Origin of the sequence: Clostridium sp. CM028, assembly GCF_030585565.1 — a bacterium.
In the GTDB taxonomy this organism is placed as follows: domain Bacteria; phylum Bacillota; class Clostridia; order Clostridiales; family Clostridiaceae; genus Clostridium_AD; species Clostridium_AD estertheticum_B.
The window spans coordinates 1,801,748-1,815,365 of record NZ_CP077766.1 but is presented as its reverse complement, the minus strand read 5'-3'; the positions used below and the strand labels follow the sequence as shown (position 1 = coordinate 1,815,365).

The window sequence follows — 13,618 nt, the reverse complement described above, 5'->3', positions numbered from 1 at the left end:
TTAAAATGAGTGTATTAACATTAAAAGATGTGTCGTATCAATATGAAGGCAGTAAAAAATCAGTTTTCAAAAACGTCACTGCGACGTTTGAAGCTGGGAAAGTATATACTATTGTTGGGAAATCCGGTTCGGGAAAATCAACATTGTTATCTCTTGTTTGCGGACTAGATGTCTGTGCGGGTGGAGAAATATTGTATGGTGGTACAAGCCTTAAAATATTGGACCGTGACGAATACAGGTCAAAAAGCATCGGCGTTATTTTTCAGGGTTTCAATTTGATTACTAATGCGACAGCCATGGAAAACATCGTTCTTTCCATGAATATAAGCGGCAGTAAAGAAAAAGATAAAAAAGCGTTTGCATATGCGCTTTTAGAGAAGGTTGAAATTGACAAAGAAACAGCAGATCGCAAAATTTTAAGGCTTTCCGGCGGAGAGCAGCAACGTGTCGGCATTGCCCGCGCATTGTCGCACAATCCTGATGTCATTATTGCCGACGAACCCACCGGAAATCTGGATAGTGAGACTGAAGCGGAAGTTTTGAAGATTTTAACGTCCCTTGCCCATAATGAGGGAAAGTGCGTTATCATCGTCACCCATTCCAAAAAAGTCACATCCAGTGCAGACGAGGTTTGGGGAATAAATGGTGGAAAATTGCTTTTAATTAAATAGTGATAATTCATAGAAAGGGAGTAAATGAAACATGGGTAAAAAGAAAATTCCAATTTTTAGTATCATCTTATATGTATTTGCCGTTTTACTTGTGCTTTATACGACTTGGGCAGTGATCCACTGCCAAGACCAAATTTCTACGATGATTGCACAGGGAAAGTTGGAGCTAAAAGGAAACGAGTATGATATCGTAAACTTCTACATGGCAAACTGTGCACAATATGTGTTGTTTGCAGTTATTATACTTACGCTGGGGTGGATATTGCAAAAGAATTCATCCGATACGGAAACAAAGCTTAACGTTGAGAATCAAGTAACCCCTTCACCATCCAACATTTCTAAAGATGATGAAATAAAGGATGAGGATTTTAAGGATTGGCTCAAGGATAACGATAAATAATATAATCCTTAAAAGTGTTTTGTCCGTAAGCGGTAAATAACCAGTCATGGAGTAGTTCACTCATATTCTTAAAACATCTATTAAGTTATTCCAGAAGATTCAACTAATTTAGCATTACTTGGACAGTTCTGTGAAATAGAAGATGATGCACTTAAATCTTTGCAAAATAATTTAAATAACATTAGGGAGTTATAGGCTTTTAAGTTAAAAGCCTATAACTCCCTTTTAATCTCACACAAAATAAATACACCAGTTATTTTATGAAAGTTACTCTTTTTTACAAAGAAAAGGATTTTTTATTTAGAAATTGAATTAATTTAAACTATGTAGTATTATATACTATATAGAAAAATATATTTTAATGTTTTTTAGCGGTTGGACAAACTGAAGCTTAGTTTGATTCCGAGAATTTTGTTTCTAGGGCGGGAAACTCTTATTTGAGTCCCGCCTTTTTATTTTTTGATTAATAAACATTAAAAATTATTTATAGATACTAATACAAGGAGGCGATGATATGAATTCTCAAGATATGATTGTAATTGTTACTGTTGGAATATTAATTATAGGATTTGTTTATATTAATTTTATTTTTTTTCCAAAAGTTGAAAAAGAAAGAAGAGAAAAAGAAGAACAACAAAAAAATAAATAAAAAGTAGATTCATTTTTTAAGTGGCAAACAGGACCTTATTAAAGAAATTAGTTATGGATGGGATCTTTATGAAATATTATGGAAACACCTCTTTATTATTTGTCATCCGGGCGATGTTTAAGAATACAGATAAGAATAGTAACAAAGTTGTTAATTATTATACAAAAAAACTAGTAGCAGGGGAACAAAAGAAGCCTTACCCCTACTACTAACATCTTAACTGATAGCTACTTTTCTATTCATATATCACTTTACTTACGCTGCGAAGTCTACCTTTGATAGGTGTTTCTTGTAATTCCTTAAATACCAACTCACCTTTATTATTTAATATTTCTACAAAAGTAGATATATCAATTATATTGATGATTCCTATATCATCTTTTGTCATGCCGTTAATACTGCAAAGTGTACCTACAATATCCATTGCTCTCATCTTTGTTTTCTTACCTGCGTTAATATGTAATTTCATAATTTCTTTGCTTAGCTCGGCGCCTTTTGCTTCTTTAACTTCAGGTCTTGTATTCATTTTTCGCGCAAATTCTTCTTTGGCATTACTTACGGTTTCGGTTGAAGGTCTTTCATTTAAAATAATCTCTTTGCCAATATATTGATGTATATCATTTAAAAATCTGCTTTCGTTTCTGGTTACAAAGGTAATTGCATGGCCTGTCTTTCCTATGCGTCCAGTTCTTCCTATCCTATGGACATAGCTTTCCTTGTCGCCCGGTATATCATAATTAACTACAAGGCTAATGCTATCTATGTCTATGCCTCTAGCTGCAACATCTGTAGCCACTAGATATCTAAAATAACCTTTTTTAAAATCATTCATTACTCTTAATCTATCAATTTGTTCCATTCCACCATGTATTTTTTTACAAGTATACTCGAGATTTGCCAGCTTATTATAAACTGCATCTACTTTTAGTTTTGTATTGCAGAATATTATACAGCTATCAGGGTTTTCTACTATGGTTATATCTCTTAAAAGGTCTATTTTATCTAGTTCATCTACGTTATATCTTTCTTGACATATATTACTTTTTAATTTATTTTGGTCCTCTATTTCTATGTATATAGGATCTTTCATGTAGTTGTTACATAAAGTCTCTATATCTTTGGGCATTGTGGCTGACAATAACATAGTCACACGTTCTTTTGATAAGCCACCTATTATTGTTTCTATCTGATCTACAAATCCCATATTAAGCATTTCATCAGCTTCATCTATTACAAGATACTTTACATTTGATGTATCAAATGTACCTTTTTCTAAATGATCAATAATACGACCAGGTGTGCCAACTACTACATGTGTTTTTTGTTTAAGTTCCTTTTTTTGATCATAGAAAGGAGACTTTCCATAAATTGCAGATACTTTAAGTCTTTTAAATCTACCTATATTAAAAATATCTTCTTTGACTTGAATAGCAAGCTCTCTTGTTGGTGTAAGCACTAATGCTTGAGGTTTATTTTCTTCCCAATCTACTAATTGGCAAATAGGAATGGCATATGCGGCAGTCTTCCCACTTCCGGTTTGGGACTTTACTACTACATCCTTTTGCGCGATTACCGCTGGTATAACCTGCTTTTGGACTTCTGTGAAATTCTTGAAATTTAACATGTTAATTGCTTTTAATAACTCACTGCTTAACTTACAATCGTTGAAATTTGCATTTATCATTTGATCATCTCTTTCCTTATAATTCTATTACTATTATTGTTAGGAATATATATTTTTTTATGCTCCACATACAAGGATTCTCCGTTTTTTTATTTATTGCAGATAGGTACATTGTCCCTATCATTACATTGGGATCACCAATATACACACTAACTTTTTTATTATATCACACCCATGTATTTCAACGTAAATATTACCACCGAAACAGGAAAACATTGAAAACAGCTAAATTTAATTGGAAGTAATGACTTCATACCAGCTATTATCGATAATAGCAGGGTACTAGTGTTTTGCAATATAAATTCATTGATAAACAGTGAATTTGCATTGTAAAAAAAAAACTAATGTGATAATATTGTTTTAAAGTTCATATAAGTTAAATTACAATTTTATATCATTTAAGAATCTGGAGATAAAAAGCAAACAACATAAATTGTTGAAATTAATCACATTGATTTATACTTACTTGTTAATATAAAGTAGCATTTAATTTAAAAAAATAAAAGTACAAGTTATGGAGGAAATTTTTATGAAATATTATGGAAAAACTTCTTTATCATCCCTACTAAAGTTAATGCTAGATGGTTTAATTGTTATAGGGTTTATTGTGTATTTATTAATACTTAGAAAAGCATTGGTGGCGGAGCAAGTAAACTTACTTAACTTTAAAAATATTATCACCTGCGTTCTATTCGTCCTAGGTGGTTTTGCATTACTTTGTATAATGTATTATCTTAGGTGCATTATGAATTCATTAGTTAAAGCAAACCCTTTTGTATGGAAGAATGTTGAAAGTTTAAAAATTGTTGCTGCTTCATGTTTTATAATTGCTGCTTGTTATGTGCTCAATTTTTTTATTAACAATCAATATTTAAATTTAAAGTTAATAGAAATTGATGCTAAAGGGATTCACACAGACATTGAGTTTATAATTTTTTTCTTTGCAGGTTGTTTTACATTAGTTCTTTCTAAGGTTTTTAAACAGGCGATTGAAGTTAAAGAAGAAAATGATTTTACGGTATAGATATTTGCGTTATATAAACAAATTGAGGTGAAATACATGGCAATAATAGTGAATTTAGATGTAATGATGGCCAAAAGAAAAATTTCTTTATCTGAACTGGCAAACAGAGTGGGAATTACAAATTCGAATTTGTCTATATTAAAAACCAATAAAGCAAAGGCAATAAGATTCTCTACCCTTGAGGCTATATGTAGTGAGCTTCAGTGTCAGCCAGGAGATATTTTAGAATACAGAGAAGAATAGTAACAAAAAACTTAGTGAAAGCTATCGAAGGTAACTACTGAAATATACATATATTTCAGTGGTTTTTTGTCGTTTAAATATAATTTACTTTAATACAAATATATGGAGAGATAGTTTTATTTTTCTTTTAAAATGCTTGTTATTTTGGTAGAATGAAATTAGCGGAGTAACTCCGTTATTGTAGAGATAGTGTTAACTAATCTATGAAAAAACAAGATTAAAAATTTTGGAATTTAAATTGCACCTTGAAAAGTGAAAATATACCTTAAAGGAATGAAATATTAGTTTTGTCTTCATCAAAACCTTGTAATTTTTTTGGTAAATAAAAAAAGTCAGCAAAAATATACCTAATCAGATTGTTCCTTTTTTACGGAACCCTGCCGGGTAAGAAAATTCAAACTATATTAAAAGGTAAATTCACTTATACAACCTGTTTTTCTATTATAAGTTGCTGTGAAAGTTCGATTAACTTTTGCCATTTTGCTGGCATAGTAGAAATCTTTTCAAGTTCAGGGATTGAGTTCAATGGTCCCCAATAAGCGTAGCTATGTGGGCGGAGAAAGTTGTAATATGCTACAAACAACGCCAAGTGCGTGTTGGAACCTTCTTCACTACCAAAGCCATTTGTAACCCTATAGGAAAATTTAAATGTTCTGTTGAGACGCTCTATTATTTGTTTAAGCCAACGATATTCGGTTGAAATAGGATCAGAGTTAGTAAGACCAATTACTTGGATTACATCGAAGTCCATGCCGTTAAGTTTAAACTGTTGCTCAGCAAGCTTATATGCAGTATAGCCATCAGCAACGAATTTAAGTGACTTGCCGGGAAACTCTTTGAACTTATCGAAAGCCATACGCATAGTCAAAATGCAAGGGCCAGTATCACGGCTAAAAGACGCTTGGTATCCTAAAATTGATTTCTTGATAGCGTCCATAACAAGCCAAACATATTGATGGACTCCTTTGACTTTAGTATAAGTTTCATCAGCAGCGAGGTAATCAGTAGGCTTATAGTCATAATTATCGACAAAGGGTTTAACTAAAGCGGCAGCTGTGACGGCGTATCTGCTAACCATGACATGAGATATTTTAACTCCATGTATTTCCCAAAGAGCAAGCGCCGTACGGCGTGTAGATAATCCTAAATTAATGTTATATGTTAGACATAGGCCCATTACATGAGACGAAAAATTTCTGAAATTTAGGCTAGTAGCACCTTTTGGCATAGAAGATAAATCTACATCAAAATAATTCGTTGTAAACTCACGATAAATGTAATGCAGTTTAAATCTGTGCTTATCTTTCTTGTATTCTTTAATATCTTCAAGAGAAAGCCTTGAAAGAGAATTCAGGTAATAATTACATTTTTTATTAACACATTTATGGATATAAAAGTTTTTACGGTCCTTCTTCTTACTTAAAGAGTGTCCACAAAATGGGCAAAGGAAGCTCTCAGTTTTAAAATTAACCTTATTTTTGTTGAAATGCAGATCACAAACTTTGCACCAAAGCTGCCCACGGCCTCCAGCGTTATCGTAGATATAGATGTGCGGAGCGCCACATTGAGGGCAGATGGTCTCTGGGGATACTGGATATTTACCACGAGAATTGACAGGTTTTTTATCCTTACCATGAGAGGTTTTATACTCATCTAATAGTTGATTATAATTAAGCTTTTCAAAAGTTTTGATAGTAGGCAATTTGTCTACAGTAAGTTTTTTATATTTAGGACTTGTCATATCGTATTTTGGAACTTTTAGCGGTATATTTTTAGCAATAAAAATAAGTAATTGTTTAATTTGAGAAAGTAATACTTGATTATAGGTAACTAACATTGATATAATTGTACTCACAATGACACCTTCCTTTTGGTATTTTGTTGAGTTCAGATACAACAATTATATCAAATAGAAGGGGTCATTGTTTTTTTATTTTAAAAACAACTTAAATCCTTGCAAATGCAAGGATTTATATAAAAAAAGTAAAGATAGTGTTTACACTATCATTGTAGATGAGGGGGAGATTTTTATGGCAATTCGAAATATTTTGTTTGATTTGGATGGGACTTTGTTAGATACAAATGAACTAATTATACAATCTTTTCAGCATACTTATAAAATGCACTTGAACAAGCAAGTAGATAAAGAGGAGATTATTAAAAGCTTTGGAGAAATTTTAAAAATTACATTAGATAGGGAATTTGGTGATGACAGTGAAGAAGCCATTAAAACCTATCGTAGATTCCAAACCGGTAACTTCGAAAAGTTGATTACAATTCACAAGGGGGTAAGGGAAGGAATAATAGAGCTCCATAGACAAGGATATAATCTTGGAATCGTTACTTCCCGTTTAAATGATTCGGCCATTAAAGGATTAAAATATTTCGGATTAATGGATTATTTTGAAAGCATTATAGGGGCAGACGATACAGACCAACATAAGCCAGATCCTACCCCAGCACTTATGGCTTTAAAGGAATTGAAAGGGAAGCCAGAGGAGACCATCTTTGTGGGGGATAGTCCATTTGATGTTTTATGTGCCAAAAATGCAAAAATTACATCCGTGGTTGTTGGGTGGAGCGCACTGCCTATGGACATGATTCTTAAGTATGAGCCCGATTATGTTGTAAACAGCATGGAAGAATTTATGAGATTGGTTGAAAAAGTAGTATAATTTAAAGAGAAATAGATTTAATATTGAGATTTTGAATGTGAGGAATATATATGATTGAATCCATACTTCTAGCTCTTTTTATTGCAAAAATAAAAGGGTACAAAGTAAGACCACTTTTTAAGACATGGGCAGTATATCCTGTATTAGCATTTGTACTAATATATGTAATTTTAGAGGTAATGCTATTTCATGGTAATTATGCATTTATAAAGTATGCTAGCACTTTTCATTATTTTTATCTTTTAACGTTTTTGATTTTGATTATTAAATATAAGCTTAATGTTAGTGCAATTATAGGGTCAATATTTATTTTTATTGGAACTGCTTTGAATAATACTGCTATAGCAGCTAATAATGGGAAGATGCCAGTATTTCCAACTTTAGCATACTTAACTGGTTATGCAAAACCAGATTCTTTTATGAAAGTCAATGACATACATATTATGGGGAGTGAAGTAACTAAGTTGAAGTTTTTAACAGATATAATTGATGTGGGTTATAGCGTTATGAGTATTGGAGATATATGTATAAGAGTTTTTGCCTTTATTATTATATTCAATACCATAAAGATCATTAATGAAACAGAGATAATGAAGTCTGAGGGTTGCACTAGTAGTATCTGAAGTTTTATTGAATTATATTAAGAATTATATCCTATTTTGTAATATTAATGATATAATTGCAATATATACATAGAAATTTTAGAAGGTTGTTAGGGGAGAAGTAAAATATGTTGAAAATAACGTTGTTAGAGTTTTTATTTAGAGGCCTGCCGGAAGGATTTCTAATTTTTTTCGCAGTATATGTATTTTCAAAGACTGTTATTAATATAAAAAGATATATAATATCAAGTATTATTTTTATTATAGCAGTTTATTTAATAAGATTACTACCAATTCAATATGGGGTACATGCTATTCTTAATATTATAGTAATTATTGTATTAACGGTTAATATAAATAAAATTAGTATAATTAAATCCATAAAAGCAGGCATAATGACAGTAGTTCTGGAACTTATTTGTGAGGGAATTAATGTCTTTATAATTGATAATATCTTTAAAGCAGATATTATGTATGTGTTAGGCGAACCTTTATTAAAAACATTATATGGAATTCCATCATTGTTGGTTTTTGCAATTATAGTATCCACATATTATTTATATGTTGCTAGAAGAAAAAAGATGAGCGAGGTAATAAATGGAGAAATTATCTGATAATATTGCTAATAAAGTAGCACTAGAATTATCCCTTGATGAGGATAATAGAGAGGTAATTGCCTATGGCACTTTTGCTTTAATGCAGATGTTTATTTCTATAATTCTTGTATTTTTATTTGGATTGTTGTTTCATGTAGCGTTTGAAGCCCTAATAATTTCCTTTACAGCAAGTATTCTTAGAAAATATTCTGGAGGAGTTCATGCAAGTTCACCAGGGATTTGCACTTTCATAGGAACAATTGTATGTGTAGGAGAAGCGATATTAATATCGCTTTTAATGAGCTCAGTGGTTAATTTAAAATTGATTATAATAATAGGAACATTGATTTTTATATGGTCCTATTACATAATTTACAAATTAGCCCCAGTGGACAGCGCTTCAAAGCCTATAGTAAAAGAAGAAAAAAGAAAGCGGATGAAAAAAGGATCTACAATACTTTTAAGTGTTTATTTAATCATTTCAGTATTTATTATCCTGTTGTATATAAATAGTGGTGGAATAAATCTACTTTTTTACACTCTATGCTTATATTCAGGCATCTTATGGCAAGCATTTACGCTTACAGCTCCAGCACACTTATTAATAGGTAAAGTAGATACCTTTTTAAATCATAAATATTAAGAAAAGGAGGTAAAATTAGTATGAAGAAAATAAATAAACACCTATTCACTTTAATTGCAGTGGTAACTACATTCGTTGCGACTTCTGTAGCTTCTTCAGCATGCTGGTGGTTTACTTATCAGCCTGTAGAACCAAAATGTCTAAGAGAAAAATAATAAAGAAATGAGGTCAGTTTTACTGACCTCATTATTTTTTTCGTAGTGCAGACCTTACAATAAAAGTAAAACTTATAAAGACGCTATTGATGAGATTAGTAGATCTAGCGGTAATCAGTTCGATAAAGAGATTGCTGATGCCTTTATCCAAGTTATTAGGGGAAGTGAAAATGTACTTGGTGATAGAGAGACCTTGAAAATATAAAAAGCATTGATATTATAAAGAAATTATAAGATAATACATTAGTAACGAATCAAATGAAGAAGGAGTTTTATTTTATGAATGAATTACTTAAAGAAATTGAATATAATAATGGGAAATTTCCAGAAGCACAATTAAAGGAAATAATAAACCACAAAGAAGAGTTCATACCTGAATTACTTGAGATATTAAAAAATGCCAAAGAAAATTATAGAGAGATTTTAGAAAAACCTAATTATTTTGCGCATATATATGCCATTTTCTTGTTAGCACAGTTTAAGGAAAAGCAAAGTATTGAGCCGATTATAGATTTAATTAGTTTACCAAATGAAATTTCAGACGATATTTTTGGTGATTTTCTTACAGAGGATTTACACAAAATTTTAGCATCGGTTTGTGGAAGTGATATGGACCCTATAAAAAGATTAGTAGAAGATAGCAGTGTTAATGAATATGTTAGAAGTGCTGCGATTAAATCCTTTATTGTACTTCTGGGCGAAGGAGTTATATCACAAAGTGAAGTTATTGAATATTACAAAAGTTTATTTGAAGAGAAACTTGAACGGGAATTTTCACAAGTTTGGAATGAACTTATATATGATTCTTGTGAAGCGGGTCCTAGTGAATTATATGAACACATAAAAAAGGCTTATAAAGATGGACTAATAGATGAGGAGTGCATTTCTTTAGAAGAAGTGGATGGGGCTATTAAAATCCATGATAAAGAAAAATTTCCAAAGTTAAAAGAGGAAGGGTATTCATTTCTTAAGGATACTATAGAAGAGTTAGGGTGTTGGAGATGTTTTCCTAGAGAGAGTATTGAGTCTAAGTCGCAATATATGCTAGGAATTAACAAGATGAATAAAAATAAAAATAAAAAAAAGCAGGTAAAAGCTACAAAAAAAAAGCAAAGAAAAAAATAGAGGATAACCCGTAGATTGATTTCTACGGATTTTTTCAGGTTATAATTTTTTAGCAATAACCATTATTTCATTATCAAGTTCATATAAATCCCAAGAATTTCATAGTATTACAACAAGGCAAAAAGCCTAAAATAAGAGTATGGAATTTTAAAAAAAGAGGAGGTTTTTTTATGTCACACAATAATAATATACATTATAATGAAGATCGTGATAAAATCCAAAAAGATAATGCGATAGCGGTGCTAAATAATATAGCAGAAAGTCATAGTATAAAAGATCGAGTTCTTAAAAAACACTCTGATATTGAGTCATTAGAAAGTGTGAGTAAGGTGAGAACAAAGAAGGATGAGAGTGAAGATAACAGTGATGGAAGTTATAAAATTTCAAATTTTTTATAAGGTACATTAAAAACAGGCAAGATCCTAAGGAACTTGCCTGTTTTATTTTCTATTATATAATTAATTCTCTTCAATATAATTTATGATATTGTCAGGATTTCTTAGTGCTAATAAATCCACACCTTTTTCATACTTTTTAATATCGCCTGTTGTATAAATCTCAAATGAACCGTTAGTCTTATCATTATTAATAATATTATTTTCTTGTAAATACTGCTTTAACTCAGCACATTGTTGTAAAGCAGGATTTATAAAGTTTATATTGGGATAACATTCCTTAAATATATCCATTATTAGTGGGTAATGAGTGCATCCTAAAATAATAGTATCAACATTTTCTTTAGTAATAATAGTTCCGATATGATTTTTTACTATACACTTTACAGCCTCAGATTTATAATCGGAACTATCAATGATTTCTGCTAGTTCTGCACTCCCTTCTGATATAATTTGTATTTTACTATTAACTTTTAATAAAGCTTTATTATAACAATGAGTATTTACTGTAAAACATGTAGCTATTAAACCAACAGCATCTTTGTCTGTACTTTTACTTATAGTATCAATAACAGGATTAATAATACCAATTATTTTAATGTCATAATCCATACTAAATAGTTCTATTATACTGGATATTGTATTACAAGCAATTGCTATCACCTTTACGTTTTTACTAATTAGAAAATCAATCATACGTTTTGTTAAACCCGTAATCTCGCCTACTGTTTTGTTCCCGTATGGTACATTTTTATTATCTCCAAAATACATTATATTCTCATAAGGCAGGAGAAGTTGAAGTTCTTTAACAACTGATAAACCTCCTATTCCTGAATCAATAACTCCTATAGACCTATTATTATTTATCACGATATCACCCCTTAAAATTAAATTTGTCTTTCTGGAAAAATATTAAAAATATTCCCCATATTTGAGTTAATTGTTTTTCTTATTTATATATATGTAGGGTATCTATGTACCGTTAATGAACATGTTAAACTAAAGTAAATATAACATAAAGTTTATTTAGCGTAAAGAATTACATTATGATTTATAAGACTAAGACTAAGACAGAGGCCATTATGGCTGCTATTATCGTATTTTGAGGACTATAGAGGTGCATTTTTTACAATAAAATCAAACAATTGGTTTATAAGTGAAAGTAGTAGTTGATTATAGGTTACTAATATTGGTATAATTGTATAAAGCAAGGCTAGTGATTGCACTAACCTCTAAAATTAGGGAGGTAAATTATGAATGATACAAAAAAACTTGGCTTATGGACTTTGGTAATGTTAATTTTTGTTCCAACATTTGGATTTGGGAATATTGCTTCAAATGCAGTGGCACTCGGACCGGCAGCTATTCCATCATGGCTTATAGTTGCTCTATTATTCTTTCTACCTTTATCAATAATGATAGCAGAGTTAGCTTCTTCTAATAAAGACAAAGAAGGAGGTTTATACACCTGGATAGAATGTTCAATTGGTCCAAGATGGGCGTTTATAGGTACCTGGTCATACTTTGTTGCTAATTTATTCTATTTGCAAATGGTTTTTGCCAGAATACCAGTCATGGTATCATGGACTCTTTTTGGTGAAAATAGATTTAACGATGCCAATGCATATTTGTTACCTTGGATAGGATTGGGACTAGCAGTGGTATTAACGTATATAGCTACAACTGGAGTTAAAAGATTCTCGAAAATCAGTGATTTAGGTGGAAAACTAACTTTAGCAGTTACAGTTATATTTATATTATTTGCAGTTGTTGGAGCATTAGTTGGTAAGCAACCATCAGCTACAACTTTCACAAAAACAACACTTATTCCCAAGTTTGATGCTGACTATTTTTCAACTTTCTCGTGGCTGATTCTCGCTGTTGCAGGGGCTGAGGTGGCAGGGACTTATATTAAAGATGTTGCAAATCCTAAAAAAGTTTTCCCAAAGGCTGTTCTTATAGCAACTACATTTATAGCTGGAGCATATGTACTAGGATCACTTGCAATATGCTTAGTTGCATCACCTGAATTAATAACCAAAGCTGGTGTTAAGGATGCAGGTTATGTTGTTTATAAGATATTAGCAGAAGCCTGGGGTTTAAATGGTAAAATATTTGTTCAAATATATGCTTTTATTTTAACTGTATCGTCTATAGCCGCATTTGTGGTCTGGTTAGAATCTCCAATTAGGGCTATGTTCTCAGAGGTTCCGAGTGGCACCTTTCCTAAATTTTTAACTAAGAAACGTGAAGATGGAACACTAGTTAATGCACTTTGGGTTCAATGTGGAATCCTATCAGCATTAATAATAGTACCACTAATAGGATTGAATTCAATAGATACTTTTTTTAACACATTAACTACATTATCCGGTTTATGTCTTGCAATACCTTATATTGTTCTTGCAGCTGCATATTTAGTATTTAGGCTTAAAGGTAATGTACCTCCATTTGTAATGTTAAAATCAAAAGCGGCTGTAGTTACATCTTCAACTATTGTTTTCGTATTAGGTGTATTAGCATTCTTTGGCGCTGGCTGGGGAGATATTGCAGGAGCTACAAGTTTCAAAGAAGCAATAGTTCCAATATTAAAGAATTATGGTGGGCCAGTAGGATTTATAATTTTTGGATTTTTTATAACATATTTAACAAAAATATTTACTAAGAGTGATATTAAAAGATAATTTGATAATGAAATAAAAATTATAATAGGACATTTGTTTAAACAGACATCCTATTTTTTAAGGATTATATAT

General features: G+C 31.0%; 17 protein-coding genes and 1 other annotated feature. Of the genes, 14 read left to right on the top strand and 3 right to left on the bottom strand.

The window, feature by feature from the left end; all coding sequences use genetic code 11:
* Positions 1-5 precede the first annotated feature (5 nt).
* The 4 genes from KTC94_RS08490 (at position 6) to KTC94_RS08480 (ending at position 1,720) form a co-directional block, all read left to right on the top strand.
* Positions 6-671, top strand: coding sequence for an ABC transporter ATP-binding protein (locus KTC94_RS08490; protein WP_216303838.1), 666 nt, complete (start codon positions 6-8; stop codon positions 669-671).
* Between the two features lie 31 nt (positions 672-702).
* Positions 703-1,071 carry a hypothetical protein gene (locus KTC94_RS08485; RefSeq protein WP_220320428.1) on the top strand — a complete coding sequence of 123 codons (369 nt, stop codon included), beginning with the start codon at positions 703-705 and terminating at the stop codon, positions 1,069-1,071.
* Between the two features lie 87 nt (positions 1,072-1,158).
* Positions 1,159-1,266 carry a hypothetical protein gene (locus tag KTC94_RS17765; protein WP_369811899.1) on the top strand — a complete coding sequence of 36 codons (108 nt, stop codon included), beginning with the start codon at positions 1,159-1,161 and terminating at the stop codon, positions 1,264-1,266.
* Positions 1,267-1,444: 178 nt separating this feature from the next.
* Positions 1,445-1,503: a sequence feature (sodium ion sensor (DUF1646 type); this cis-regulatory element may regulate processes involved in with the transportation of sodium ions), on the top strand.
* Between the two features lie 82 nt (positions 1,504-1,585).
* Positions 1,586-1,720 (top strand): hypothetical protein, encoded by a 135-nt coding sequence (locus KTC94_RS08480; protein WP_258280576.1) that lies wholly within the window; start codon positions 1,586-1,588, stop codon positions 1,718-1,720.
* Between the two features lie 235 nt (positions 1,721-1,955).
* Here the strand turns inward: KTC94_RS08480 and KTC94_RS08475 are convergent, their stop codons facing one another.
* Positions 1,956-3,404 (bottom strand): DEAD/DEAH box helicase, encoded by a 1,449-nt coding sequence (locus tag KTC94_RS08475; protein ID WP_216303836.1) that lies wholly within the window; start codon positions 3,402-3,404, stop codon positions 1,956-1,958.
* Positions 3,405-3,933: 529 nt separating this feature from the next.
* Between KTC94_RS08475 and KTC94_RS08470 the strand changes: the two genes are divergently transcribed.
* Both KTC94_RS08470 and KTC94_RS08465 read left to right on the top strand, forming a co-directional pair.
* A complete protein-coding gene (locus tag KTC94_RS08470; protein WP_216303232.1) occupies positions 3,934-4,428 on the top strand; it encodes a DUF2975 domain-containing protein in 495 nt (164 codons plus the stop codon).
* A 36-nt stretch (positions 4,429-4,464) separates the two neighbouring features.
* Entirely contained in the window at positions 4,465-4,671 is a 207-nt protein-coding gene (locus KTC94_RS08465; protein ID WP_165413294.1) for a helix-turn-helix transcriptional regulator, read from the top strand.
* A 421-nt stretch (positions 4,672-5,092) separates the two neighbouring features.
* On the opposite strand, the gene KTC94_RS08460 is transcribed toward KTC94_RS08465, so the two are convergent.
* Positions 5,093-6,526, bottom strand: coding sequence for a DDE-type integrase/transposase/recombinase (locus KTC94_RS08460; protein WP_258280699.1), 1,434 nt, complete (start codon positions 6,524-6,526; stop codon positions 5,093-5,095).
* Positions 6,527-6,701: 175 nt separating this feature from the next.
* Here KTC94_RS08460 and ppaX point away from each other — a divergent pair, with 175 nt between their 5' ends.
* The 7 genes from ppaX to KTC94_RS08425 all read left to right on the top strand — a co-directional run bounded on the left by ppaX (position 6,702) and on the right by KTC94_RS08425 (position 10,865).
* Positions 6,702-7,346, top strand: a complete 645-nt coding sequence (gene ppaX / locus KTC94_RS08455) for a pyrophosphatase PpaX (RefSeq protein ID WP_220320285.1) — start codon at positions 6,702-6,704, stop codon at positions 7,344-7,346.
* Between the two features lie 50 nt (positions 7,347-7,396).
* Positions 7,397-7,969, top strand: a complete 573-nt coding sequence (locus KTC94_RS08450) for a DUF5317 family protein (protein WP_216303230.1) — start codon at positions 7,397-7,399, stop codon at positions 7,967-7,969.
* Between the two features lie 107 nt (positions 7,970-8,076).
* Positions 8,077-8,562 (top strand): hypothetical protein, encoded by a 486-nt coding sequence (locus KTC94_RS08445; protein WP_220320284.1) that lies wholly within the window; start codon positions 8,077-8,079, stop codon positions 8,560-8,562.
* Positions 8,546-9,187, top strand: coding sequence for an accessory gene regulator ArgB-like protein (locus KTC94_RS08440; protein ID WP_220320283.1), 642 nt, complete (start codon positions 8,546-8,548; stop codon positions 9,185-9,187). Before KTC94_RS08445 ends, KTC94_RS08440 begins: the two co-directional genes overlap by 17 nt.
* 20 nt (positions 9,188-9,207) lie before the next feature.
* Positions 9,208-9,342, top strand: a complete 135-nt coding sequence (locus KTC94_RS08435) for a cyclic lactone autoinducer peptide (protein ID WP_165413299.1) — start codon at positions 9,208-9,210, stop codon at positions 9,340-9,342.
* A 279-nt stretch (positions 9,343-9,621) separates the two neighbouring features.
* Positions 9,622-10,467 carry a DUF1186 domain-containing protein gene (locus KTC94_RS08430; protein WP_220320282.1) on the top strand — a complete coding sequence of 282 codons (846 nt, stop codon included), beginning with the start codon at positions 9,622-9,624 and terminating at the stop codon, positions 10,465-10,467.
* Positions 10,468-10,637: 170 nt separating this feature from the next.
* The gene (locus KTC94_RS08425; protein ID WP_220320281.1) at positions 10,638-10,865 is read left to right on the top strand and encodes a hypothetical protein; all 228 of its coding nucleotides are present in this window, start codon (positions 10,638-10,640) and stop codon (positions 10,863-10,865) included.
* 60 nt (positions 10,866-10,925) lie between these two features.
* Here KTC94_RS08425 and murI read toward each other — a convergent pair whose 3' ends face one another.
* Positions 10,926-11,732, bottom strand: a complete 807-nt coding sequence (gene murI / locus KTC94_RS08420) for a glutamate racemase (protein ID WP_220286775.1) — start codon at positions 11,730-11,732, stop codon at positions 10,926-10,928.
* 383 nt (positions 11,733-12,115) lie between these two features.
* Between murI and KTC94_RS08415 the strand changes: the two genes are divergently transcribed.
* Entirely contained in the window at positions 12,116-13,546 is a 1,431-nt protein-coding gene (locus KTC94_RS08415; protein ID WP_216303225.1) for an amino acid permease, read from the top strand.
* The last annotated feature ends 72 nt before the right edge of the window (positions 13,547-13,618 follow it).

Coding starts and splice junctions, on each gene's coding strand:
- KTC94_RS08475 (WP_216303836.1), bottom strand. CDS start 3,404: ATGATAAATGCAAATTTCAACGATTGTAAGTTAAGCAGTGAGTTATTA.
- ppaX (WP_220320285.1), top strand. CDS start 6,702: ATGGCAATTCGAAATATTTTGTTTGATTTGGATGGGACTTTGTTAGAT.
- KTC94_RS08415 (WP_216303225.1), top strand. CDS start 12,116: ATGAATGATACAAAAAAACTTGGCTTATGGACTTTGGTAATGTTAATT.
- KTC94_RS08435 (WP_165413299.1), top strand. CDS start 9,208: ATGAAGAAAATAAATAAACACCTATTCACTTTAATTGCAGTGGTAACT.
- KTC94_RS08490 (WP_216303838.1), top strand. CDS start 6: ATGAGTGTATTAACATTAAAAGATGTGTCGTATCAATATGAAGGCAGT.
- KTC94_RS08480 (WP_258280576.1), top strand. CDS start 1,586: ATGAATTCTCAAGATATGATTGTAATTGTTACTGTTGGAATATTAATT.
- KTC94_RS08465 (WP_165413294.1), top strand. CDS start 4,465: ATGGCAATAATAGTGAATTTAGATGTAATGATGGCCAAAAGAAAAATT.
- KTC94_RS08470 (WP_216303232.1), top strand. CDS start 3,934: ATGAAATATTATGGAAAAACTTCTTTATCATCCCTACTAAAGTTAATG.
- KTC94_RS08445 (WP_220320284.1), top strand. CDS start 8,077: ATGTTGAAAATAACGTTGTTAGAGTTTTTATTTAGAGGCCTGCCGGAA.
- KTC94_RS08450 (WP_216303230.1), top strand. CDS start 7,397: ATGATTGAATCCATACTTCTAGCTCTTTTTATTGCAAAAATAAAAGGG.
- KTC94_RS08440 (WP_220320283.1), top strand. CDS start 8,546: ATGGAGAAATTATCTGATAATATTGCTAATAAAGTAGCACTAGAATTA.
- KTC94_RS08430 (WP_220320282.1), top strand. CDS start 9,622: ATGAATGAATTACTTAAAGAAATTGAATATAATAATGGGAAATTTCCA.
- KTC94_RS08425 (WP_220320281.1), top strand. CDS start 10,638: ATGTCACACAATAATAATATACATTATAATGAAGATCGTGATAAAATC.
- KTC94_RS08485 (WP_220320428.1), top strand. CDS start 703: ATGGGTAAAAAGAAAATTCCAATTTTTAGTATCATCTTATATGTATTT.